Below are 22,261 nucleotides of genomic sequence, written 5' to 3'. Positions count from 1 at the left end.
ATGATCACTCTTAAAACGCATGACGAAATTCAACAAATGAAAAAAGCCGGGCAAATTGTTGCGGCCTGTCATAAAGAAATTGCTAATATGATTAAACCAGGAATTACTACCCTAGAAATTAACGATTACGTTGAGAAAAGAATTACGGAAATGGGAGGAAGCCAATTCACCAAAGGCTTTATGGGCTATCAATTCGCAACCTGCGCATCTGTCAATGATGTCATTGCCCATGGTTTTCCGAGCAAAGTCCCTTTGAAGAACGGTGACATCGCTAAGATCGATATTGTCGCAATTGCTGATGGCTGGGTGGGTGATTCAGCTTGGTGCTATACCGTAGGAGATGTTTCTCAAGAAGCGAAGCGCCTTATGGAAGTAACCAAAGAATGCCTCTACATTGGGATTGAGCACTCGGTAGTTGGCAATCGAATCGGGGATGCGATGTACGCATTACAGCAGCATGCCGAACGTAACGGCTATTCTGTAGTTCGTGATCTATTAGCTCATGGGGTTGGAAGGTCCGTGCATGAGGAGCCTAACTTCCCACACACCGGCAAACCTGGGAAAGGCTTCAGGCTCAAAGAAGGTATGGTTATTACCATTGAGCCTATGCTTAACCAAGGTACTTATGAAATGACTATTGATTCCGATAACTGGACGGCAAGAACAGCCGATGGCCGATTATCCGCACAATACGAACATACTATAGCTATTACAGCAGACGGTCCGATTATTTTGACGGAACAAGAATAAGACCGCAAGAAATTAAGTCCAGCCCCAAAAGAATCCGTCCCTATCCCAAGCTACTCTTCCGCCATGCAGCTTCTTAAATATTTTTTTAACATCCTTGGATATGGACGGATTTCCATTTTCATTCACATAAATAAAGTTTTCGCCAAATTTAGCTTTAATACGTTCCACTGCGTCACTTTGGTACAGGATTCCGGCAAACTTCACTTCCTCTATCATCCATCCGGCAACATCATCCGCTGAAAATTCCATTCTTATCGCTCCTCCATTTATGATGCAAGCACAAACCAAGTATACCCTATTTGTCGTTACTCTGACTAATTTTAGGGCTATGTCCCAATATTGCAACGCTAAAAATGAAACTCCATTGGATTGACAATATATAGAAATTTTATTATTATCTAATTAGATATTTATTAAATTAGTTTTCAGTGAACTAGGAAACGGAGGCGTGTGTGAATCCATGCAGTTAGATAAAGTGGTGAATTACCATAAAGCACTGGCAGATCCAACTAGGATAAGAATGCTGATTCTACTTTCCGAGGGAGAGCTTAACGGTCAAGTCCTAGCCGAGAAATTATGCCTCTCTCCCGCTACCATTACCCATCATGCGGCCAAGCTGCGAGAAGCCAGTCTCATTAATGAGCGCAGAGACAAAAACACCATTTACTTTACCCTAAATCATTACTTTATTAAGAATAACGCTCACGCAGCGGTAGATTTGATCTATAAGCAAGCAAATTCAGAGGGAGGTTCCCATCTCTTGGATGATAAAAACAAACGACTTATGGACTCCGTTATTAGAAACTTTTTCACATCAGATGGCTCATTAAAGCATGTACCCGCACAGCTCAAGAAAAAGCTTATCGTACTGGAGCATCTGGTTTCCCAATTGGAAAAAGGAAAGAAATATACAGAACAAGAGCTCAATGAATTCATTAAGAAATTCCATGGTGATTTTGCGACCCTACGCCGAGAATTTATTATGCATCAATTTATGTTCAGGGAAAATGAAATTTATGAGCTAAACCCGCAAGAAATGTGGGCTAGATGGGAGTCATTATCGTGACGGAGTCGTTCTTGCAAATTTGACAAAACGAAATAAAAAACATACTATATCCACACAACTGGAGAAGTTAACCAATCCTTCCTATCACATATGGCGGAGCATGGACGTAAGTTTCTTGAATCTGTGAAGGAGGCTGATGTTTATGAGTGATAACCAAAATAATTTTATGAAAGGGAGATACCTTTGAGAGCTTTGATTGCTTTTCTCCTGATAAGCGCTGCAGCCTTAATTGCTGGACCTTTGACGGCAGAAGCACACGTAAAATGGTTCACCGAGCTAACTCCTCATAAGGAGAGTATAACCAGTATCATATCTCCATTGTTTATGTTCCTTGCACTTATTGTAGCCTTACTGCTTGCTTTATTAGCACAAATATTGCCGGTACTGAATGAAATCAAGTTCTTACAAGCAGCTGACAACAAATTGGACCAACTGCGCAAATATTCGACCCTTATTCTTAAATACGGAATGGCAGCCGCACTAACGATTCAAGTGCTGTCCGGCTCTCTCTTCGTGCCTGAATTTACGATCCAATCTCAGCTCCAAACAATCCTAATGTGGGCGGCTATCCTACTATTACTTATTCCCCATCATTTTGCTACAAAAGCAGGGGCGCTTGTCATTTTATACTTATTAATCGATTTGACGATAAAAGCTGGTTTGTTCCATATGTTGGATTATGGCTTCTATCTGGCTATAGCTTTCGCTTTGCTTGTGGAGAAAACGAGGGCAGCAGCGCTAGGCTTTCCCTTCCTCTACCTAGGAACCGGATTATCGCTCTGTTGGGTTGCGGTGGAAAAATGGGTCTATCCTGCTCTGGCTATCGACATTATACATGAGCATGGTGTACCGACCTTCGGCTTTGCACCTGAAGCCTTTGTAGTGATGGCGGCGTTTATCGAATTCGTTGTGGGCTACCTGCTTGTTGTAGGCATACTGAACCGACTGCTTTCCTTAGTGCTTACCGGTATTTTCATTTCAACCACTATGCTGTTCGGGATGACCGAATTGGTTGGACATTTCATGATTCATGTCGTTCTGCTTATCTTCATTATCGAAGGCGTCAGCTTCTACAAGCCTCCTATCAAAATGCATAAAACCAAGCTCGATCAAATGGTGTTTGTATCCCTTAATTTTATATTTGTCCTGTCGGCATTTATTTTGATTTATTATCGTTTTGCTTAATTGTTATTTAATTAGAAATAAGACCGTGTATCCTCTGAGGATCGCGGTCTTATTTGGTTATTTATTCACAGGAGTCGCTTGCCCTAGATATTCCTCCAATGTCACACCCCGCTTGGCAATGTCCTTGGATATCTCTGTGCCTACATATCGCAAATGCCATGGCTCATACTGGTAGCCGGTGATGGACTCTTTCCCCTTCGGATAACGGATGATGAAGCCGTATTCTGCCGCGTGCTCATCCAGCCATTTGGCTTCTTTGGTAGCTGCGAAGCAATCAGAAGCAGCACATTTTCCCGTTGTACCAGAGACATCGATAGCCAGACCTGTCTCATGCTCACTTTGTCCCGGCTTGGCGCTGTACTTATTTGCTGCTTCCTCACCGTCCTTCTTAACATAATTCGCATAGATGGTTTTCTGGGTTTCATGGGATCGGTACGCTGAAACGCCCGACAAAGGCAGCTTATCGTCACTGGCTGCTTTAAATAGCTTCTCTAATGCGGCAGCTGCTTCCTTACGCAATTTGCGTTTTTCTGACTTTTCCTTGAAAATAAAAGGAACATTAGGGTCAACCAAATCCTGCGGCACATAGCCTTCAGGCAATTTGTAGGCTTTGTTCACAAGTACGGCTTTATCTGTAGGATTAGCCACAACTTCGATAGCCTTGGCCTGGCCCTTTGAGCCAGAATCTGCTGGCTTCTGCGTAGTGGTACTTGGCGGCGTTGATGGCTTGGCAGGATCTACTGTACCGGATGTCGGGGGTGTCGAAGGTGTCGATGAACCGACTTTTGCGGATGGATCGGTTTGACCCGGCTGTGGAGCTCCAGAATTTTTGGCTGGATCCACAGCTGTCTTAGGTGCATCGCTATCGACTGTTGACGGAGCTTTTGAATCGCTGCCACAGCCTGCGGCAGATATAATAACGATTCCTGCTAGGAGCAAAACCGCTGCTGGTTTTAAGTTAACAAATAATTTCATGAATCTACCATCCTATCTTGTTGTAGTTGCTTCTCTAGTATACAATGACGCAGCAGAAAGGTAAAAAGTTGCCGGCATTTTCGGACATAAGCGCGGGCGCGGTAGATACCAAGGGAGATTTCGGCCAATGAGCTTAGCCGACAAGAAAATAACCATATATTTGCTAGCGGGCGTAGCTACCGCCCCGCTGTTCATGGAGGGCTTGCGACAGACGATGGAAGCCCGACTCCAGCAGGACGGATGGCTGGTGCAATCCGAGCTGCTCTACCCCTACGGCGATTGGAGCCGGAAATTGTCCGGCCAGCTCCGCGAGCTGAGCCATGACCTGTGGCGCGCGCGTACGCGCCCGCTTCGCTCCATCGGCGGGCAGCACGTTGCGGCCGCCATACAGGCTCGCAGCGAGGATAGCTTGCCGCTGCTTATCGGACACAGCGGCGGCGGCGTAGCAGCGGTCCATGCGGTCCAGATTCTCGCCGATTCCATGACGGCAGCTTGCGGAGGGGGCACTGGCCGCCAGTTCGGCGCGGCCCCTTGCCGGCCCTTCCCCCACCGCATCGTACAAATCGGCTCACCGAAGTGTCCGATCCCTGAGTGGATGCGGGAGTCTGTACTGTACGCAGGGGCGCTCAATGCCAAAGGAAAGCCATCCGACCTTGTAACCCGGCTGGGAAGCTGGAGCGGATGGCACCGAAATGAGCGTGGAAATACCACCTGGAGCTGGAAGCAATTCGCCCCCTCAACCATTGTTCATCTCCCCGTATTGGGCGGTCATCCCGATTACTTCAGAGAGAGCAGTCCTTATCTGAACAAAGAAGGCATCCCCAACATGGAGACTACCGTGCAAGCGATTTGGGAATGGTTTCAATCTACACTCCACACTTAATGCTTACGAAACGAAATCAGTTTCATTTTTGTGAAGCATCTTAGGAGGGTCCTTGTCATGAGCTACTCTTATTCCAACCGTCTGGAAAACTGGCTGAGGGCACATGCCAACTCAGAGAAGGCCAGTCCCATGGAAGCCTATATGCGTAATCTGTTCCCATTCTTAGGGATCAAATCCCCCGATCGCGTGAAGCTGGTCAAAGCATTCATCCAAGAGCACGGCATACCGCCACAGGGTGAAGAGCTGACCTGCACCATCCGTGAGCTGTGGCAGCTTCCTGAGCGCGAGTTTCACTACACAGCCTTGCAGCTGCTCGAAAAGCACCTCAAGAAGCTGGAGCCAGCAGCAATCGATCTGCTGGAAGAGCTGGTCGTCACCCATTCATGGTGGGATACTGTGGATACAATCGCAGGCCGTCTCATTGGCTCCTATTTCACCCAATATCCAGACTTGATCCCAGTCTATACAGAACGCTGGATCAACTCAGATAATATGTGGCTGCAGCGAAGCGCTCTACTCTTTCAGTTAAGCTATAAAAAGCGCACCGATGAAGCCCTATTGTTCGACTATATTCGCCGCACAGCTCATTCGAAGGAGTTTTTCCTGCGAAAAGCGATAGGCTGGGCGCTCAGGCAATATGCCAAGACCAATGAACCTGCTGTCCGCCAGTTCGTATCCGAAACGGAGCTGTCTCCCCTCAGTGTACGGGAAGCACTTAAGCATTCCTCTACTGTTCCAACGACATAGTAAATAATTTCTGTTCAAGCAAAAAAAAAGCTTATCCAGCTGCCGTTTGGCATATCGGATAAGCTTTCTTTATTACATTACTAGAAGAATGGGCTACCGCCGAAACCAAAGCCTCCGAACGGTCGACCGAAGCCAAAGCCATCACCAAAACCGCCGAAACCGCCAAAACCTCCGACAAACGGTGAAGTACCGATAGCCAGCAAGTCGAACAAAACGAGCGGGACTAGCGCTGTAGTTCTAACTTGCTTACCTTTAGTCGGAGCTAGAAATAGTTGATTGCCACTAATTCGAACAAGCTTGCCACTAACCGTGCTGCCGTCCTTCTTCAGTGCATATACAGTTTTACCAATCAACTTGCGAAAATTTTGTTTGCGAACTGCTTTGTGCATTGAGTCCACCTCCATCCATAGCATCGGGTTGTTAACCCGTCAAAAAGGAACTACGCTATATTGTACGGAGGCAGTATGCTTATTGATTGTTCAGTTGTCCCATATCGGCTAAAGATTTGTCAAAGGCTGCTGAGTTGACCTCAGCAGCCTTTGACCTACATGTTCTACTGCGTTTTACGCAGACGACCTAGTTCTTTTGTTATAGCTTCAATTTCACTAATGCTGAATTGAGATTTACTAGCCACTATCTCATAGATATCCTTCAAATCAACATACTGCTCGTCGTTAAGCTGAGTAGCTTTAAGTGCAGCTCCGGTTGCCATCCGCAGCTTAGTTTTTATTTCTTCCATCATAAACTCAGTATTCACTAATGTGTTTTCAGATAAATTCATTCTACTATCATCCTCTCCTGCACAATACCATAACCGTTACAAATGACGACTGAGCTCGAATATCCCTCTGCCTTCATTAATATTTTCCATTGTAGCATGTTTTGAGATGAACCGCGCATTGTATTATAATGGGATCAGGCTGATGATTCATCGATACAACCCGAATTTTATACGGATAAGGAGATGATTGTATGATTCATACGCTGCACATTCAAACCAAACGGCGCGATGAAATGATTGATATTACCCAGCTTGTAATCGAGCTCTTGAAGCAGGAGTCATTCGATGACGGTATAGCTGTCATTTACTCACCGCATACCACAGCTGGCATTACTATCAATGAGAATGCGGATCCTGATGTGAAACGTGATGTCCTGATGCGGTTAGATGAAGTATACCCTTGGGATCATCCTAACTACTTGCATGCAGAAGGCAATACAGCTGCACATCTTAAGACCATCACCACTGGCACCTCTCAGACCGTATTAATCGCTGGGGGCCGCCTCATTCTAGGTCGCTGGCAAGGCATATATTTCTGCGAGTTTGATGGGCCTCGGGCACGCAATTGCCTTGTTCAATTCATACACAGCTGACTATTGTAGTAGACTAACGGAGATTGTCTCGATTCTATAATCAATCATCTAGTTGAAAAATATGATATTAAAGCGAGTGGGCTGCCTTCCTATTAGGCGGCCTCTTGCTACTTGGAATTCAATCCCTCGCATAAGTACTTTACATGCTGCTCAGCCAATTTTTTGACATCGTCGTAGGATTGGCGGTAGCGGATATTATAAGAAATAAAGCCATGCATAGACATAAACAAGCTCCAAGGAAGACTGTACATTTTAACTTCATTGCCCGGCTGACGTGCGATAACTGAACGCACCACCGTAGCAAATAAATCAAGACATTGCGCTTGTTCGGTTCGTGAGTAATTCTGAAGCTCGGAATCGTTAATCATAAACATGATTTCATAGTGGTAAGGATTTTCCAGCCCAAATCGGATAAATTCCTGCATCAGCCGCTCCAGTTGTCCCATATCACCCATTCGGGTTCGACTGAGCATGTCCCTCTGACTGCTAAGCAGCATATTGAAGTCTTCTGTTACCAATGCATAGAACAATTCCGCTTTTTCTTTAAAATGATAATAAAGCGCCCCGTGACTATACCCCATTGATTTGGCAATGCTGCGCATCGTTAAAGTATGATAGCCGTGCTCAGCAAAAAGCTGACGCGCTTCCCCCAATATCCGATCTCGGCTAAGCTCCTGCGCCACTACTTTTCTAGCCAACACGATTCAACTCGCTCTCGTCTATAATTCCCTCACTTTAATAGTTTATCACTTTATTACTTCAACGCAAGAGAAAATAGAGAGTTTAATAGAATACCGCTACCCCTAAGGCAGCGGCCATTCATCATGCTCCACATACCGTTCCGCACCTAGCTGAATCACTCCCTGCCCTTGGGTGACATCGGTCATCCATGCCGCAAATTGCTCTGCTTCTCCCGCAGTTGGCAAGCAGGTCAACGTTACTTTATCTGTAAAAGCCGTTTCTCCCATCAGCATATCACGGCTGCGCAGTTCATTCTCCACTTTCCCGTGCCATGTATAATCAATTTCTATATGCACTTCACGATGCAGCACCTGATAAACTGGCCCCGCAGCGGCGATACCTACAACTGCTCCATCGGTATATGCGCGAATCAGGCCTCCTGCCCCGAGCATAATTCCGCCAAAGTACCGAGTGACCACGACTGCAATATTTTTCAAGCCCTGGTTCTTGATCACCTCAAGAATAGGCTTCCCTGCGGTTCCACTAGGCTCTCCATCATCTGACTGCTTCTGGATCTCATTACGCTCTCCAATCATATAAGCCGAACAGTTATGTGTTGCCATGGAGTGCTCCTTCTTAATGCTCTGTATAAATTGTATCGCTTCCTCCTCCGTTGAGACCGGTTTGGCATGCCCGATGAAACGCGACTTCTTGATCACTATCTCCTCGACGCCAAACTGTTTAACTGTTTTGTATTCCGCCAGCATAAGCTTCCTCTCCTTCCTATGAACTTATACGATTCAATTGAAAAAAAAGCAGTACACCCTCAGGGTGGACCGCTTTCCTCAACTTGCATTACTTCGTTAATCTTGCTTCCAGCTCAGCCTTTTCCTTCTCATACCCTGGCTTGCCTAGCAGCGCGAACATGTTCGCTTTGTAAGCTTCTACACCCGGTTGATCAAAAGGATTAACGCCCAATAGGTATCCGCTGATAGCGCAAGCTTTTTCAAAGAAATAAACCATATATCCGAATGTGTATGCGCTCGTATCAGGAAGCGTCACAATCAGGTTCGGTACGCCGCCATCCGTATGAGCAAGCATCGTTCCCTCGAATGCCTTCTTATTGACGAAATCCATGGTTTTACCGCTCAGGAAGTTCAAGCCGTCCAAGTTGTCGGCATCCGTCCCGATCGTAATTTGCTCCGATACCTCAGCTACCTGAATGACCGTCTCAAACAACGTCCGGTTTCCGTCTTGAATGAATTGTCCCATCGAATGAAGATCGGTTGAGAAATCAACAGCAGCAGGGAAAATTCCTTTGTAATCTTTTCCTTCGCTTTCTCCGAACAGCTGCTTCCACCATTCCGAAATAAAGTGCAGGGAAGGCTCATAGTTGACGAGAATTTCCGTCGTTTTGCCTTTACGGTACAACGCATTACGCACAGCCGCATACTGATAGCTCTCGTTCTCGCTTAGATTCGGGTTCGAATAAACCTCTTTGGCATCCGCCGCACCTTGCATAATAGCTTCGATATCAACACCAGCTGCAGCAATCGGCAATAGCCCTACAGCCGTCAGCACGGAATAACGTCCACCCACATCATCAGGAATAACGAACGATTCATATCCTTCTTCGTTAGCAAGAGTTTTTAAAGCGCCTCTCGCACGATCTGTTGTTGCATAAATACGTTTGCGAGCAGCTTCTTTACCATACTTTTTCTCCAACAACTCACGGAAAATACGGAATGCAATGGCAGGCTCGGTCGTTGTGCCCGATTTGGAAATAACGTTGACCGAAAGATCTTTGCCTTCCAAAAGCTGCAGCAAATGAGTTACATACGTTGAGCTAATATTGTTACCTACGAAATAGATCTCCGGAGTCTTGCGTTTCCCCTTAGGAAGCAGGTTATAGAATGAATGTGTCAGCATTTCAATTGCCGCGCGAGCTCCCAGATACGAACCGCCAATACCAATTACGATAAGAGCGTCGGAATCTGATTGAATCTGCTTAGCTGCTTTTTGAATGCGAGCGAATTCTTCCTTGTCATAGTTGACCGGTAGGTCAATCCATCCTAGATAATCGGAACCCGCACCTGTTTGATTATGTAATTGCTCGTGCGCCACTCGAACCGGCTGGGTTAAATAATCCACCTCGTGCTGTTGAATAAACGAAAGAGCTTTGCTGTAGTCAAAAGTAAGTTTGCTGCTCATGAAACAACCCCCTTAAAGTTTTTGTTAGAAAAGCTTCTGATCGAAGCCTTTTCGATGAAGGAAAACAAAACCATATTTTTCACATAAAATTAGAATACTTTAACTCACAACGTAAAAGCAAGTATGTCATTCACACTGCTTACTGGAAGTGCTACAATAAAAATTGAGGTGATTAGATGAAAAAGATAGCATTTATCGGGTTGGGAACCATGGGCAAACCAATGGCTGCCAACTTGTTGAACAAAGGCTTTGCCGTCACAGTTTATAACCGCTCTTCGGAAAAAGCGGTAGAGCTTGTCCAGCTTGGAGCAACCGTAGCGAGCACTCCTGCTGAGGCAGCGAAGGGTGTTGACGTGGTTATTACCATGCTGAGCAACGATGCTGCTGTTCTGGAAGCAGTGTTGGGCAATACCGGCGTTATTCAAGAAATAAAAGCAGGTCAAACGGTTATCGACTGCAGTACAGTATCCCCTGAGACAAGCCTGCAAATTCACGCTGCTATGTCTGAACGCGCCGTAGAGTTTCTGGATGCTCCGGTAACCGGCAGCAAGCCGCAAGCCGAGGCTGGTATTCTTGCTTTCATGGTAGGTGGTAGCTATGCAGCAACTGAGAACATGCGCCCCGTATTCGAAGCTATGGGAACGAAGATCATCCATTTGGGCCCCTCAGGATCAGGAGCTTATGCCAAGCTAGCTAACAATACCATGGTAGCTATCAATGCGCTTAGCTTGATCGAAGGACTGTCTATTGTTACCAAAGCCGGAATCGATGCCGAGCAGTTTCTGCAGATCGTCAAATCTGGCGGCGCTAACAGCCGTATCACCGAGATGAAAAGCGATAAAATCTTGAACCGCGACTTCAGCACCCAATTCTCACTTCAACTAATGCTTAAGGATCTGCTTCTGGCAAGCCAAGTATCCAGCAATTTTCAGCTTCCTTCTCCTATGCTTAAAGCAGCTACCGGTGTATTCCAAATGGGACTCAGCAGAGGCTTCGGAGAAGATGATCTGTCCGCCATCGTACAATGTTACGAGGAGTGGATGAACGCACAGGTCGGCCAGAAGATCTCTGGTGCGGAGAGACGCCGTAATACTCGCGTGCATCTGGATATTCCTCTGCATCTGTCGGTCCATCAGTGGGAGCAAGAAGGCTCCTTCACCGGTCAGACCATTGAGGGCTCTCTGTACGATTTGTCCGAATCCGGAATTCAGATCGTCTCCTCTTTCCCGTTAGCTCAAGATATGTTCATTGTTATTCACTTCCCGCAGGAAGCCGATCTTCCTCCAGTGACAGCCAGAGTCATTCGTATCGAGAACGATAATGATAAGTTCCGCTACGGCTGCATGTTATCTGGACTTGCTCCTTATGTAAGACTGAAGATCGAAGAATACTTAGCAAGTCAACTATAAACTCTCCTTAATATATAGAAAATACCCTGCGAATGCGCGAAACTCATGCGTGACAGGGTATTTTTTTATATAGCAAAAAAGAGCGTTCTTAGTGCCGCAGGATTACTCAGCGATATAGGAGCAGCAATAGTCTGTCGCTGTTTTTACTACCAGCTTGAACTTCGAGTTAGCTGCAACCGTAAACTCACCCGTACCATTAATTTCAATCCACTCCGTAGAGCCTGGAAGCTGAACCGTCAGTTCACCAGCTAGAATCTCCATAATTTCTTTCGCATCGGTACCGAACTCATATTCTCCCGGAAGCATAATACCCAAGGTTTTCTTAGTTCCGTCTGCAAAAATAACCGTACGGCTGGTTACTTTACCGTCATAGTAGATGTTAGCTTTTTTGACAACTGTTACTTGTTCGAATTGAGCCATTGGTCTGCTTTTCTCCTTTGATATGAAGGCCGAACCATCAGGTCCGGCCTCTTCATAATTTTCTTTTTGTAACAGCTTAATGCTGCTCCTATTTCAATAGGTTCTTCACGCGGGCAACCACATTTTCTACCGTAAAGCCGTATTCTTTAATAACAATTGGACCTGGAGCGGAAGCACCAAAACGATTGATGCCAAGCACTTCGCCTTGATCACCTACATAGCGGTCCCATCCGAAGGAATGACCCATCTCAACAGCTAGACGAGCTTTTACATCAGGCAGCAAGACAGAGTCTTTGTAATCCTGAGGCTGCTTATCGAACAATTCCCAGCTCGGAATACTGATAACACGTACTTGAATGCCTTCTTCTGCAAGCTGCTTCTGAGCGGCTACAGCAAGCTGAACTTCTGTACCCGTTGCAAGAATTTGCGCTTGCGGTTTGCCGTTAGCCGCATCGGATAACACATAAGCTCCGCGACTTAGGGATGTTTTGGACTGCTCGCTGCCTTCCAGCTTCGGAGCTGCTTGACGGGAGAAGATCAAGGCAACTGGGCCTTTTTTGTTCTCTACCGCATAGCGCCAAGCCGCAGCTGTTTCGTCGCCATCCGCAGGACGGATAACTGTTACACCCGGGATTACACGTAGCGCAGCTAATTGTTCAATCGGCTCGTGAGTAGGACCGTCTTCGCCAACACCGATACTATCATGCGTGAACACATAAATAGCTGGCACATCCATGATCGAAGCCAGACGGATAGCCGGACGCAAGTAATCTGAGAATACGAAGAACGTACCTCCGAATACTTTCAACCCGCCATGAAGCAGCATACCGTTAACAGCTGCGCCCATACCGAACTCACGTACGCCGTAGTAAATATTTTGTCCGCTGTAATCCTTAGCCGTTACAACGCCAAGATCTTTCAAATGCGTCATCGTTGAGGATTCCAAGTCAGCGGAACCGCCCACTAACCAAGGTACGTTCTTAGCGATTGCGTTCAGAACGATACCGGATGCGGTACGAGTACCCTTCTCCGCTGGAGCAGCTTCAGGAATATCTTTATCCCATCCCTCAGGCAGCTCACCGTTAACAGCAGCTTCAAATTGCTTAGCAAGCTCTGGATAAGCTTTTGCGTATTCAGCAAATTTAGCCTGCCAAGCCGCGTTCGCTGCGATACCTTTTTGTTTAACTTCACCAAAATGTGCGCTTACTTCTGCAGGAACATAGAAATGCTGATCTTCCGGCCAGCCGTATGCTTTTTTAGTCAAAGCTACTTCATCAACACCAAGCGGTGAGCCGTGAGGACCAACATGTCCACCTTTACCCGCTTTATTAGGGCTACCGAAGCCGATTACCGTTTTCACTTCAATTAGTGTCGGACGGTCATCATTTTGCGCTTCTTGAACGGCTTTGCCGATTTCGTCCAGGTCGTTGCCTTCCTCTACGCGAAGCACTTGCCAGCCGTAGCCTTCGAACCTCTTCATTACATTTTCAGAGAACGAAAGGTTCAACTCGCCATCAAGGGAGATATCATTGGAATCATAAAGAACTACCAATTTACCAAGCTTCAAGTGGCCCGCCATAGAAGCGGCTTCTGAAGAAAGCCCCTCCATCAAGTCGCCGTCTCCACAAATTACATATGTATAGTGGTCAACAATGTTAAATTGGCTTTTATTGTAAGTTGCAGCCAATTGTGCCTCAGCCAATGCCATACCTACCGCCATACCAAAGCCTTGTCCAAGAGGACCCGTTGTAGCGTCAACACCAGCCGTGTGGCCTACTTCAGGATGTCCAGGTGTTTTGCTTCCCCACATACGGAATTGCTTCAGCTCTTCGATAGGCAGATCATAGCCGCTCAAATGAAGCAAGCTGTACAGCAGCATGGAGCCGTGTCCAGCAGAAAGTACAAAACGGTCGCGGTTAATCCAAGTTGGATTCTCAGGGTTATGATTCATAAATTTAGCAAACAACGAATATCCCATTGGAGCCGCGCCCATAGGCATGCCGGGATGACCCGATTTAGCCTTCTCAATTGCATCTATGGAAAGCGTACGGATCGTGTCGATCGACAATTGCTCGATCGCTTTATTAATTACTGTCATGGAAAAGAACCTCCTGAATTTTTAGTGTGATAGCAGAACAAGAATCCAGTTTTTTACCAAAACTGTAAGCATCAAGGTTTGTGTTCACGTGTGCATAAACCTTGCGCACTAGATTTCACTTGCACCATTTTACCATTGTCCATTTCAGTTTGCCACTCAAAAAGTGGGGCATAAGAAAAATTGATATAAAATATAAAAACAAGCCCAAAGGAATTGCCAATAATATGGCGAATATGTAATACTTGATTATCTGAGAATTATGTTTATTTTGAGCGATGGGAGTCGATCATGAACCATCTATTGCTAGAACTGGCTAACAAGCGTCAAACCTATAGAAAGATGCTAAATTTATACTGGATGACCATTATTCTAACTGTGCTTTTAGAACATTTAATTCATCGTTTAGGGCCTTCATCCATATCCAATTCCTTCACTCAACAATTAATTCTTCAAACCTTAGGGCTTGCAGCAGTTACCGGAGTAACCGAAATGCTGTATCGTTACCGCAAAGTACATAGTGATAATTTACTGCTCATAACCGGAATCATCTACGCCTCTTCCATTATATTTATCAATCCTACTATAGGCATTGTTCCAGCTATATACATTTTTCCCATCCTTACCTCTGTTCTCTCCTTCAATAAGACCCGAATCCTGCTTGCTTTTTCATTGACTCTACTCTGTTTTGTCTGTATGTATGCGTTATCTCCAGATCTTCGCTTTTCTATGCAGCCCATACATATTTTTGGAGTTCTGTTTTTGTATATCGGTGTAACCATTATTGCACTTGCTATAACTACAAGCGGCATTGAGCTGCTAGGCAATTTGAAACATGCAACCGAAGCCCGACAGGAACTGCTTGTAAAAAACATTATTATGGACAGACTTTCCAAAATCGATGCACTAACTGATCTCTACAATCATAAAACCTTTCATGAATATTTGGAAAAGCTTGTTGAGCAAAACGAAAGTAATCAGCTTTCACTCCAATTGGCTATTATGGACATCGATAATTTCAAAAAAATTAACGACACTTACGGTCATTGGGTCGGAGATATCATGCTGCAACGGGTAGCCAACATCATTAAAGAAACGGTCACGCCCAATGATTTTGTGGCACGCTACGGCGGTGAGGAGTTTGCTGTTATTTTCACTGAAAAAACTTTGGAACAATCCCTCTCAATCGTCGAGCAAGTCCGCCAAAAGCTGGCCGTGAGCCTTCATCCGGAACTGGAATCCCAAGCAGCGACTCTAAGTATTGGTTTGCACAACTACATCAAGGGTGACGGTAAAGAGACATTGTTCAGGGGTGCCGATGCTTCCCTATACACAGCCAAACGTACCGGCAAAAATAAAACCGTAGTTCATTCATTAATAAGTGACCCCAAAGGCGCTTGAGTTCACCTATTCTCAACGCTCAAGCTTAATTGAACCCACATGCCTCTGGACTGACACGCAAAAAGAGACTGACCGTCGTATAGAATCAACTACGGTACAGTCTCTTTTCTTGTTCTATTCTGGCCGAATCCTTACGCAGATAAGACGTCTTTGTTCACAATCAGGTATACTTGGCCAGATGCTTCCACCTCGACCGGAAAGGTTGCTACACAGCCCTCATCTGGCGCTTGTACTAGGCCGTCTTTTACATCGATTCTCCAATCATGCAGAGGACAGAATACGAGGTGATCACATACAATGCCTTCGGAAAGCTTTCCATTCTTGTGTGGACATCTATTTTCAACTGCATACAATTCACCACTCGACAGCTTGAAAACCGCAATTTCCATGCCCCCTACTCTTACCGTTCTCGATCTGAGCTTCGGAATGTCTTCCACATGAGCTATCCATAAACGTTCCATCCTCATTCCCCCTACGAATAATTATTGAACCAGCTTAATCTCTAGCAGCAGCAACTTAGATAAAAGCCATTTATTTGTATAATTCAACTTAAACTCCAAATGTTTGCGTCATGTATTCTAACATAACTTTCAATAAATTCACTATAAAATATAAACCCGTATTTTTCAATAGTATTATGTAAGATATATTGTTATTTATTATATTTAATTTATTTAATCCGAACATTATTTATTAAAAAAAATAAAATCGTTCGGATATATAACTCAACAACCTAATTAAACGCTCTCTTTGAAGCTGAAGATTATTAGTTACCACTTCATTCAACTCCATATACATAACATTAATGTGACATATAAATACTTGAAAGCTCACCTCCAGTTGTTTAGCTCCGCTAAAGTCTAATAAAAAAAACGGACCCGTTCCTCCGGCTTCTGCCGGTTTCACGAAATCCGCTTTACCCTATGAAATCAAAATGATTGCAGCGTTCATTAATTAAAGACAACCGTCTTATTACCATGCACAATGACTCGGTCCTCTACATGCCATGAAACAGCTCTTGCCAGCACAATCCGTTCAATATGTCTTCCGATCCGCTTCAGATCATCAACATTATCGCGATGGCTGACACGCTGGACGTCCTGCTCGATAATCGGACCCCCATCCAACTCCTCGGTCACATAATGCGCGGTGGCTCCAATAATTTTGACCCCACGATTATGTGCTTGTGCATAAGGCTTGCCACCAACAAAGGCTGGTAGGAAGGAATGATGAATATTGATGATGCGGTTCCGGAAATGCTCGATAAACTTTGGAGTAATGATCTGCATATACCGCGCCAGCACCACTGCATCCACTTGATCTACAACCAACTCCAGCTGCTTCCGCTCTGCATCTGCCTTCGTTTCAGCAGTAACTGGTATATGGTGGTACTCAATGCCGAAGGATTCAACCAGGCTCCGCATATCGTTATGATTGCTTATTACCATCGCAATATCCGCTTCCAAATCCCCCGCCTGCCACTGCCATAGCAGCTCCAGCAAAGCGTGATCTTCTTTGGAAACAAAGATCGCGAGCTTCTTTTTGCGCCCTGCGCGATTGATGCTCCATTTCATTTGAAACTGAGCAGCAACTGATGAGAAATCCGTCTTCAGCTGCTCGCGTCGCGCATCCAGGTTTTCCAAATCAAATTCAATACGAATGTAAAACATTCCGCCCTCGGGATCTATCGTATACTGGTCAGATTGTACGATGTTAGCCCCATGCTCATATAAAAACCGGGATACCGCGGCAACAATCCCCGGCTGATCCGGGCAAGCTACGAGCATCCTTGCACGATTCTTCAGGTCTTCTCTATTGCTTTTTACTGCTACATTTGGTGTCATGATCTGCTATTACTCCTCATAATTTCATTGATTGCTGTTACAGCTGGAAAACCTTTTGACCGGCAAGCCATGCTGTTAAGCGGTGATTGATTTGTTCTTCGCTCAGCTCAGGGAACAAACGATCTTCAGCAAGCTGATCGAATAAACGCTCCATCGGCTCGCGGCCGTCTGCTTTTTTCGCTTTAGCGTCGGATTTCAGAACATCCCAGACTTGAAGCACATAATCCCTGGAATGTACTTCGCGTTTATTGAAGAAGTGAGCGATACGCTCGACATCCTCCAAGAAGTTGGAGCCAAAACGTTTCTCAGCTGTCCCACTCAGTAATGCGATCTCCGCCTCATACATCGGACGTTGCGTTTTATCTTCTTTACCGATCCAAGGCGTCTCCAGGATGAGCGGCAAATGCTTAAGCTTATCATGATGCACAACGCGATTCATCGCTTCGAACCCGATCCATCCCGTTCCAACTGGAGCATGGCGGTCCTTGCTTGCACCCTTCGGATTTTTGCTGTCATTTAAATGCACAACCCCGATCCGATCCAGTCCAACGATTCTATCAAAGTGCTCCAATACACCGTCCAGATCATTAACAATATCATACCCAGCGTCATGAATATGGCAAGTATCCAGACAAACCGACAGCTTGCCGTTATCCGCAACCTTATCGATAATCGTGGCAAGCTCCTCGAAGCTGCGCCCCATCTCCGTACCTTTGCCCGCCATCGTTTCCAGCGCAATATTCACATTCGTATCTTTAACTCCTGCAAGCACTTCGTTCAAGCCCTCAGCAATCCGGCTCAAGCCATACTCAGCATCTTTGTCCGTGTAGGCTCCGGGATGGAGAACAATCTGCTTAACACCAATATAGTCAGTACGCCGAATCTCCTCTTGCAAGAAGCGCACAGCGAGTTCAAATGTATCTTCCTTATATGAGCCTAAATTAATAATGTAAGGGGCGTGAACAATTATTTCACCAATCCCATGCTTGTCCATCAAAGCTTTGCCTTCTTCAATAAACTGTGATTCGATCGGCTTACGACGCGTATTTTGCGGCGCTCCAGTGTAAATCATAAACGTAGACGAACCATAGGAAACAGCTTCCTCTGCTGCATTCAACAAACCTTTATCAGAAAACGATACATGAGAACCAATAGTAGGCATCGTAAAAGTTCAACTCCTTTGTTTTTTACACTCTTTCTATTTTACTAGCATTACCGGAATAAATCTAGAAATAACAAGTAGAAGTCGTATTTTCCCAAAAAATTGCCTTACAATTGCCCTTTACCTGTACAACAGACTACTTTTGAAGAAGAACTAATTAAGGTATAATGAGTAACGAGGTGACACTAACGATGAACAATGCTTTTATGTGGTTTATATTCTTTTGGGTGTTTGTGCTCATTACCTTTATGTCCATAGGCGGTTTCTTCATGTTCCGCAAGTTTATGAAGGTACTCCCCAAGACAGACGGAAAATCCAAGCTCGACTGGCAAAATCATTACGTTGAATCATCCCGCCATTTATGGACGGAGGATTCCAAGACGTTTCTTAATATGCTTGTCGACCCCGTCCCTACGCCATTTCGCGATATTGCACGCCATTCCATTGCTGCGAAGATAGGTCAAGTTGCGCTGGAAAGCCAGGCTGATCAGATCACCCAGGATCATTGTATTAAAGGTTATATTCTAGCAACTCCCAAACGGGATTATAGAAGCCTTACCTCCTACTTAGACAAACAGCGTGTTGATTACAGCGCATTTAAGCATTTGCTAAAAGGATAGGCATTGGCAAGATTGAACAAGCGAATCCTCCACCCACATGTAAGGGGTTGGAGGATTTTTTTTGCTCACCCTTTCGAGTGACACCCTTGTCCCAGATGTTTATCAAGCCATTCTTTAGATTTCTGCAGCATCCCTATCGTTATGTGATGATTCACTCCAGAGTATTCAACTAGTTGTAGACACTCCGTGGACTTATCTGACATGACATTCATAAAGTACCTTTGGCTATCGATAGGAATCGTACAATCCTCCTTGCCATGAAGTAAAAGCAATGACTTCTTCCCTTCAAAATTCATTCGTGATATAGGATCATGTTCTTGTAATGAAATTCTTTCCTTTGAACTCATTGGTTGCCTTCCATCCTTTTCACGATATAACTCCTCAAACTTGACCCAAGCACAAGAGCCATTGATCACTATCGCAGACACTACCTCAGAAACCTTTGAAAAAGCACCTGCAGCAATAAAACCACCGCTTGAATGACCGATAATGCCAATATTATCATCCGTGCTGGACAGCTCTGACACTATATTTCTTGCTTCCTTAATACCCTGTAGAACGATATCCCAGAAATATTGTTGTAAAACTGAGGTATCAAAATAGTTCAGTGTTTACATTCAGGCTTTATACTGCAACCGGTACTTTGAATTGAATAAAGCGCACACGAATTGAACATGGATTATAAGTGCCGCATAATTAAAAAAGAGCCTGAACCGCAATCTGGGTTCAGGCTTTTCGGGCAATTCGGTGACATTAAATCTTAATGTCCAGCGACTTGCCTAGGAACGGGTGTTGTGCCGCAGCAAAATCCTGCAGCATCACAGCCGCTTGGGCGGCTTGAGTATCTTGCACCTTGTTTAGCAAGGTGATTCCTACCGCCTGCTGAAGTGCATCTCCGCTGCTCGCGGCGGATAAAGCGCTGTTGATTTCCATAGTCATCACTCTTTCCTTCTTCTAGATGCATAACAAGGGACTACACTTTATTATCGGCTGTAGTCTCCCGACTATTTATAGTCAACGCTCATCATTTCAACGAAGCGATGACACTCCATACTCTCTGCATTTCCTATACTCTCGTCACAACAGTTGCACCTTACATTCAACGGCATTAACATTTTATCCTGTTACCGTTTTATCTCATTAATCATCATACCCATTAGGGTTATTGACCTGCCAACGCCAAGAGTCCTCACACATCTCTTCAATTCCCCTAACCGCAGCCCATCCCAATAACGCCTCTGCCTTAGCCGGATCCGCGTAGCACATGGCCACATCTCCAGACCTGCGTTCCGCCAAACGATAAGGAATTTTCCCTCCAAAAGCTCGTTCAAATGCACGCACCATCTCCAACACACTATAGCCTTTTCCGGTGCCTAAATTGAAGGCTTCGATTCCACTGCTGACCGCCACCCTTTCAAGCGCCTTCAGATGGCCTATAGCCAAATCGACCACATGAATATAATCTCTAACTCCTGTTCCGTCCGTTGTAGGGTAGTCGCTGCCAAATATGATAAGCTCCTTCAGCTTTCCAACTGCAACCTGAGAGATGTGTGGCATCAAGTTATTAGGTATTCCATTAGGGTCCTCACCAATCCGCCCGCTAGCATGAGCCCCAATAGGGTTAAAATAACGCAGAAGCGATATGCTCCAGCTATTATCCGATATGTAAAGATCTTGAAGGATCCGCTCGATCATGAGCTTGGTCTGTCCGTAAGGATTGGTTGCCGCCAACGGGAAATGCTCCGAGATTGGAACGCTTTCGGAGATTCCATATACGGTAGCTGAAGAGCTGAACACCAGCTTTTTGACACCGTACTTTTGCATGGTTTCACAAAGAATGAGCGTTCCCGCAATGTTAGTATAATAGTAGCGCAATGGAAGCTCCACCGATTCCTCCACGGCCTTAAGTCCCGCTAAATGAATAACAGCCTCAATGCTGTTATTGGAGAACACCTTTTCCATGGCAGCTCGATCCAAAAGATCCAAGTGGTGAAACGGAAAGTCTTTACCTGCAAGCTCACGAATACGATTCAATACTTCCGGTTTGCTGTTCGTTAAGCTATCTACAACTATGATTTCATAGCCGCTGTTAAGCAGCTCGACACATGTATGACTTCCTATGTAGCCCACTCCGCCTGTCACCAATACTGCCATTATCAAACCTCCAATCATGGTAGGATGGATGTTGCCCCTATGGATTGCTTTTTTATTATAACAACCTGATTAATGGATTCCAATAATGATGGGGCAATCTTCCATTTTGTCGGAAATTACACCTAGCCCAAAAAGGAGTACCACCTATTGCAAATGTCGGTTGGGTTTATTAAGATTTTTATATATTCTTTTCAGTATCCTATAAGCATGTCATTATCACATGGAGGAGCCTATCCTATGAACAGTAAAGAAGCTATTGATTTTCTTGAAAACCAAGTAACCAAAGATAGGGATGGCCTTCCAGAGGATTTATTCTTATTTGTCAGCCGGCTAACGCCGCTTATTAGTGTGGACCTGCTTATCCAAGATGATCAGGATCGAACGCTATTTACGTGGAGAGATGATGAGATATTCGGTAAAGGCTGGCATCTTCCGGGAGGCGTTATCCGGCATAACGAGAAATTCGCTGACCGTATTATTAAAGTAGGACAGATTGAGCTGGGGGCCGATCTCGCTTTCGATCCAGAGCCTTGTCGATTTGTTCAGGATCTAGATGCAAGTAAAAGGGACAGAGGACATTTTATCGCCTTTCTATATCGCTGTCGGTTGTTATCTCAGCCGCCTGATGAATCCATTCGGTACTCAGCAACCGGAGAGCCTCAGGTGGGAGAATGGGCTTGGTTTAGCGGTAAGCCTGAGTCTTTATTAAAGGCTCACGAGGTGTATGAGCCTTATTTTATTTAATAAAATTTATTATTCCAGGTTTAGATTGTATTTTTGTTGGCCATAATTGTATGTGTTGGTGTTGTTCAGGCAGAGACGAACGATAACCTCAGCCAAAGTCATAGTACGCATATTGCAATGGACTGATAGCTTATTCAACTTAACGTTGTACTCATCGGTCAGAGACAGGTTGTCCTGGTTGTAGCTCTTCTCGCGAACAGATAAATAACCTCCTCCATGCTCATCTAACATCGTAACTAGATTACAGTGTTACATAGGAGCAGGGGGGAGGTTTTTTTACATTTACGTTTATCCACATGTTGTTATAGCTCTGGGTTATGTCCTGAATCTACTACTATTTAGTCTAAGCGTAGAGCAAGTTCTCTATTACTGCATGAGAAGCTTGCAGCAGTGGGAACATGATCTTCAAGGGGGAGGTTGCTTATCCGAGCAGTCACTGGAGGTGACGACCAGAGCGGACGCTATCACTCCTCCACCCCACACCCATTCCCTTTTTGTTCTACTCTGTGACTTCGCTTCCTTACTTCTCAACCTATATTC

25 protein-coding genes are annotated in these 22,261 nt (G+C 45.1%); 10 read left to right on the top strand and 15 right to left on the bottom strand.

What is annotated here, in order from left to right:
* Complete coding sequence (gene map / locus GC093_RS07300) at positions 1-750, top strand: type I methionyl aminopeptidase (RefSeq protein WP_171651210.1); 750 nt, start codon at positions 1-3, stop codon at positions 748-750.
* Positions 751-762: 12 nt separating this feature from the next.
* On the opposite strand, the gene GC093_RS07295 is transcribed toward map, so the two are convergent.
* Complete coding sequence (locus tag GC093_RS07295) at positions 763-999, bottom strand: DUF6953 family protein (RefSeq protein ID WP_171651209.1); 237 nt, start codon at positions 997-999, stop codon at positions 763-765.
* A 211-nt stretch (positions 1,000-1,210) separates the two neighbouring features.
* Here GC093_RS07295 and GC093_RS07290 point away from each other — a divergent pair, with 211 nt between their 5' ends.
* Positions 1,211-1,816, top strand: coding sequence for a metalloregulator ArsR/SmtB family transcription factor (locus tag GC093_RS07290; RefSeq protein WP_171651208.1), 606 nt, complete (start codon positions 1,211-1,213; stop codon positions 1,814-1,816).
* Positions 1,817-1,999: 183 nt separating this feature from the next.
* On the top strand, positions 2,000-3,001 hold the full coding sequence (locus GC093_RS07285; RefSeq protein WP_171651207.1) for a DoxX family membrane protein: 1,002 nt from the start codon (positions 2,000-2,002) through the stop codon (positions 2,999-3,001).
* A 57-nt stretch (positions 3,002-3,058) separates the two neighbouring features.
* On the opposite strand, the gene GC093_RS07280 is transcribed toward GC093_RS07285, so the two are convergent.
* Positions 3,059-3,976: a M15 family metallopeptidase gene (locus GC093_RS07280; protein ID WP_171651206.1), complete on the bottom strand. Its 918-nt coding sequence runs from the start codon at positions 3,974-3,976 to the stop codon at positions 3,059-3,061.
* 481 nt (positions 3,977-4,457) lie between these two features.
* Between GC093_RS07280 and GC093_RS07275 the strand changes: the two genes are divergently transcribed.
* Both GC093_RS07275 and GC093_RS07270 read left to right on the top strand, forming a co-directional pair.
* A complete protein-coding gene (locus GC093_RS07275; RefSeq protein ID WP_171651205.1) occupies positions 4,458-4,859 on the top strand; it encodes a hypothetical protein in 402 nt (133 codons plus the stop codon).
* A gap of 57 nt (positions 4,860-4,916) precedes the next feature.
* Positions 4,917-5,606 carry a DNA alkylation repair protein gene (locus GC093_RS07270; protein ID WP_171651204.1) on the top strand — a complete coding sequence of 230 codons (690 nt, stop codon included), beginning with the start codon at positions 4,917-4,919 and terminating at the stop codon, positions 5,604-5,606.
* An 80-nt stretch (positions 5,607-5,686) separates the two neighbouring features.
* Here the strand turns inward: GC093_RS07270 and GC093_RS07265 are convergent, their stop codons facing one another.
* A complete protein-coding gene (locus GC093_RS07265) occupies positions 5,687-5,995 on the bottom strand; it encodes a 50S ribosomal protein L33 (protein WP_171651203.1) in 309 nt (102 codons plus the stop codon).
* A gap of 164 nt (positions 5,996-6,159) precedes the next feature.
* Complete coding sequence (locus tag GC093_RS07260) at positions 6,160-6,387, bottom strand: DUF1128 domain-containing protein (protein WP_171651202.1); 228 nt, start codon at positions 6,385-6,387, stop codon at positions 6,160-6,162.
* Positions 6,388-6,578: 191 nt separating this feature from the next.
* Between GC093_RS07260 and GC093_RS07255 the strand changes: the two genes are divergently transcribed.
* Positions 6,579-6,980: a secondary thiamine-phosphate synthase enzyme YjbQ gene (locus GC093_RS07255; protein WP_171651201.1), complete on the top strand. Its 402-nt coding sequence runs from the start codon at positions 6,579-6,581 to the stop codon at positions 6,978-6,980.
* Between the two features lie 107 nt (positions 6,981-7,087).
* Here GC093_RS07255 and GC093_RS07250 read toward each other — a convergent pair whose 3' ends face one another.
* From GC093_RS07250 to GC093_RS07240, 3 genes are all read right to left on the bottom strand, one after another.
* Positions 7,088-7,678 carry a TetR/AcrR family transcriptional regulator gene (locus GC093_RS07250; RefSeq protein WP_171651200.1) on the bottom strand — a complete coding sequence of 197 codons (591 nt, stop codon included), beginning with the start codon at positions 7,676-7,678 and terminating at the stop codon, positions 7,088-7,090.
* Between the two features lie 105 nt (positions 7,679-7,783).
* Positions 7,784-8,428 carry a YigZ family protein gene (locus tag GC093_RS07245; protein ID WP_171651199.1) on the bottom strand — a complete coding sequence of 215 codons (645 nt, stop codon included), beginning with the start codon at positions 8,426-8,428 and terminating at the stop codon, positions 7,784-7,786.
* An 88-nt stretch (positions 8,429-8,516) separates the two neighbouring features.
* Positions 8,517-9,872 (bottom strand): glucose-6-phosphate isomerase, encoded by a 1,356-nt coding sequence (locus GC093_RS07240; protein WP_171651198.1) that lies wholly within the window; start codon positions 9,870-9,872, stop codon positions 8,517-8,519.
* Between the two features lie 176 nt (positions 9,873-10,048).
* Here GC093_RS07240 and GC093_RS07235 point away from each other — a divergent pair, with 176 nt between their 5' ends.
* Positions 10,049-11,281: an NAD(P)-binding domain-containing protein gene (locus GC093_RS07235; RefSeq protein ID WP_171651197.1), complete on the top strand. Its 1,233-nt coding sequence runs from the start codon at positions 10,049-10,051 to the stop codon at positions 11,279-11,281.
* A gap of 102 nt (positions 11,282-11,383) precedes the next feature.
* Here the strand turns inward: GC093_RS07235 and ppnP are convergent, their stop codons facing one another.
* Together ppnP and tkt are read right to left on the bottom strand one after the other, a co-directional pair.
* Positions 11,384-11,701 (bottom strand): pyrimidine/purine nucleoside phosphorylase, encoded by a 318-nt coding sequence (ppnP, locus tag GC093_RS07230; protein WP_171651196.1) that lies wholly within the window; start codon positions 11,699-11,701, stop codon positions 11,384-11,386.
* 88 nt (positions 11,702-11,789) lie between these two features.
* Positions 11,790-13,799: a transketolase gene (gene tkt, locus GC093_RS07225; RefSeq protein WP_171651195.1), complete on the bottom strand. Its 2,010-nt coding sequence runs from the start codon at positions 13,797-13,799 to the stop codon at positions 11,790-11,792.
* Between the two features lie 288 nt (positions 13,800-14,087).
* Here tkt and GC093_RS07220 point away from each other — a divergent pair, with 288 nt between their 5' ends.
* Positions 14,088-15,197, top strand: coding sequence for a GGDEF domain-containing protein (locus tag GC093_RS07220; protein ID WP_171651194.1), 1,110 nt, complete (start codon positions 14,088-14,090; stop codon positions 15,195-15,197).
* Positions 15,198-15,328: 131 nt separating this feature from the next.
* Here GC093_RS07220 and nirD read toward each other — a convergent pair whose 3' ends face one another.
* The 3 genes from nirD to GC093_RS07200 form a co-directional block, all read right to left on the bottom strand.
* Positions 15,329-15,658 carry a nitrite reductase small subunit NirD gene (gene nirD, locus GC093_RS07215; protein ID WP_171651193.1) on the bottom strand — a complete coding sequence of 110 codons (330 nt, stop codon included), beginning with the start codon at positions 15,656-15,658 and terminating at the stop codon, positions 15,329-15,331.
* 489 nt (positions 15,659-16,147) lie between these two features.
* Positions 16,148-17,041: a formyltetrahydrofolate deformylase gene (purU, locus tag GC093_RS07205; RefSeq protein ID WP_171651191.1), complete on the bottom strand. Its 894-nt coding sequence runs from the start codon at positions 17,039-17,041 to the stop codon at positions 16,148-16,150.
* A 37-nt stretch (positions 17,042-17,078) separates the two neighbouring features.
* Positions 17,079-18,203 (bottom strand): deoxyribonuclease IV, encoded by a 1,125-nt coding sequence (locus GC093_RS07200; RefSeq protein WP_171651190.1) that lies wholly within the window; start codon positions 18,201-18,203, stop codon positions 17,079-17,081.
* A 191-nt stretch (positions 18,204-18,394) separates the two neighbouring features.
* Here GC093_RS07200 and GC093_RS07195 point away from each other — a divergent pair, with 191 nt between their 5' ends.
* Positions 18,395-18,823, top strand: a complete 429-nt coding sequence (locus GC093_RS07195; protein WP_171651285.1) for a DUF2621 domain-containing protein — start codon at positions 18,395-18,397, stop codon at positions 18,821-18,823.
* A 65-nt stretch (positions 18,824-18,888) separates the two neighbouring features.
* Here the strand turns inward: GC093_RS07195 and GC093_RS07190 are convergent, their stop codons facing one another.
* The 3 genes from GC093_RS07190 to galE all read right to left on the bottom strand — a co-directional run bounded on the left by GC093_RS07190 (position 18,889) and on the right by galE (position 20,977).
* Positions 18,889-19,353: an alpha/beta hydrolase family protein gene (locus GC093_RS07190; protein ID WP_376768636.1), complete on the bottom strand. Its 465-nt coding sequence runs from the start codon at positions 19,351-19,353 to the stop codon at positions 18,889-18,891.
* Between the two features lie 223 nt (positions 19,354-19,576).
* A complete protein-coding gene (locus GC093_RS07185) occupies positions 19,577-19,762 on the bottom strand; it encodes a putative motility protein (protein WP_246313802.1) in 186 nt (61 codons plus the stop codon).
* Between the two features lie 201 nt (positions 19,763-19,963).
* A complete protein-coding gene (gene galE, locus GC093_RS07180) occupies positions 19,964-20,977 on the bottom strand; it encodes a UDP-glucose 4-epimerase GalE (RefSeq protein ID WP_171651188.1) in 1,014 nt (337 codons plus the stop codon).
* Positions 20,978-21,214: 237 nt separating this feature from the next.
* On the opposite strand from galE, the gene GC093_RS07175 reads away from it, so the two are divergent.
* Positions 21,215-21,721 (top strand): NUDIX hydrolase, encoded by a 507-nt coding sequence (locus GC093_RS07175; protein WP_171651187.1) that lies wholly within the window; start codon positions 21,215-21,217, stop codon positions 21,719-21,721.
* The last annotated feature ends 540 nt before the right edge of the window (positions 21,722-22,261 follow it).

The sequence above is a fragment of the Paenibacillus foliorum genome (assembly GCF_013141765.1).
GTDB lineage: Bacteria > Bacillota > Bacilli > Paenibacillales > NBRC-103111 > Paenibacillus_S > Paenibacillus_S foliorum.
The sequence above is the reverse complement of the archived record's forward strand: the minus strand, read 5'-3'. Positions and strand labels throughout refer to the sequence as shown.

Bases quoted from the DNA above. Each gene is read 5' to 3' on its own strand.
- map (WP_171651210.1), top strand. From the start codon at position 1: ATGATCACTCTTAAAACGCATGACGAAATTCAACAAATGAAAAAAGCC.
- GC093_RS07295 (WP_171651209.1), bottom strand. From the start codon at position 999: ATGGAATTTTCAGCGGATGATGTTGCCGGATGGATGATAGAGGAAGTG.
- GC093_RS07290 (WP_171651208.1), top strand. From the start codon at position 1,211: ATGCAGTTAGATAAAGTGGTGAATTACCATAAAGCACTGGCAGATCCA.
- GC093_RS07280 (WP_171651206.1), bottom strand. From the start codon at position 3,976: ATGAAATTATTTGTTAACTTAAAACCAGCAGCGGTTTTGCTCCTAGCA.
- GC093_RS07275 (WP_171651205.1), top strand. From the start codon at position 4,458: ATGACGGCAGCTTGCGGAGGGGGCACTGGCCGCCAGTTCGGCGCGGCC.
- GC093_RS07270 (WP_171651204.1), top strand. From the start codon at position 4,917: ATGAGCTACTCTTATTCCAACCGTCTGGAAAACTGGCTGAGGGCACAT.
- GC093_RS07265 (WP_171651203.1), bottom strand. From the start codon at position 5,995: ATGCACAAAGCAGTTCGCAAACAAAATTTTCGCAAGTTGATTGGTAAA.
- GC093_RS07260 (WP_171651202.1), bottom strand. From the start codon at position 6,387: ATGAATTTATCTGAAAACACATTAGTGAATACTGAGTTTATGATGGAA.
- GC093_RS07255 (WP_171651201.1), top strand. From the start codon at position 6,579: ATGATTCATACGCTGCACATTCAAACCAAACGGCGCGATGAAATGATT.
- GC093_RS07245 (WP_171651199.1), bottom strand. From the start codon at position 8,428: ATGCTGGCGGAATACAAAACAGTTAAACAGTTTGGCGTCGAGGAGATA.
- GC093_RS07240 (WP_171651198.1), bottom strand. From the start codon at position 9,872: ATGAGCAGCAAACTTACTTTTGACTACAGCAAAGCTCTTTCGTTTATT.
- GC093_RS07235 (WP_171651197.1), top strand. From the start codon at position 10,049: ATGAAAAAGATAGCATTTATCGGGTTGGGAACCATGGGCAAACCAATG.
- ppnP (WP_171651196.1), bottom strand. From the start codon at position 11,701: ATGGCTCAATTCGAACAAGTAACAGTTGTCAAAAAAGCTAACATCTAC.
- tkt (WP_171651195.1), bottom strand. From the start codon at position 13,799: ATGACAGTAATTAATAAAGCGATCGAGCAATTGTCGATCGACACGATC.
- GC093_RS07220 (WP_171651194.1), top strand. From the start codon at position 14,088: ATGAACCATCTATTGCTAGAACTGGCTAACAAGCGTCAAACCTATAGA.
- nirD (WP_171651193.1), bottom strand. From the start codon at position 15,658: ATGGAACGTTTATGGATAGCTCATGTGGAAGACATTCCGAAGCTCAGA.
- purU (WP_171651191.1), bottom strand. From the start codon at position 17,041: ATGACACCAAATGTAGCAGTAAAAAGCAATAGAGAAGACCTGAAGAAT.
- GC093_RS07200 (WP_171651190.1), bottom strand. From the start codon at position 18,203: ATGCCTACTATTGGTTCTCATGTATCGTTTTCTGATAAAGGTTTGTTG.
- GC093_RS07195 (WP_171651285.1), top strand. From the start codon at position 18,395: ATGAACAATGCTTTTATGTGGTTTATATTCTTTTGGGTGTTTGTGCTC.
- GC093_RS07185 (WP_246313802.1), bottom strand. From the start codon at position 19,762: ATGACTATGGAAATCAACAGCGCTTTATCCGCCGCGAGCAGCGGAGAT.
- galE (WP_171651188.1), bottom strand. From the start codon at position 20,977: ATGGCAGTATTGGTGACAGGCGGAGTGGGCTACATAGGAAGTCATACA.
- GC093_RS07175 (WP_171651187.1), top strand. From the start codon at position 21,215: ATGAACAGTAAAGAAGCTATTGATTTTCTTGAAAACCAAGTAACCAAA.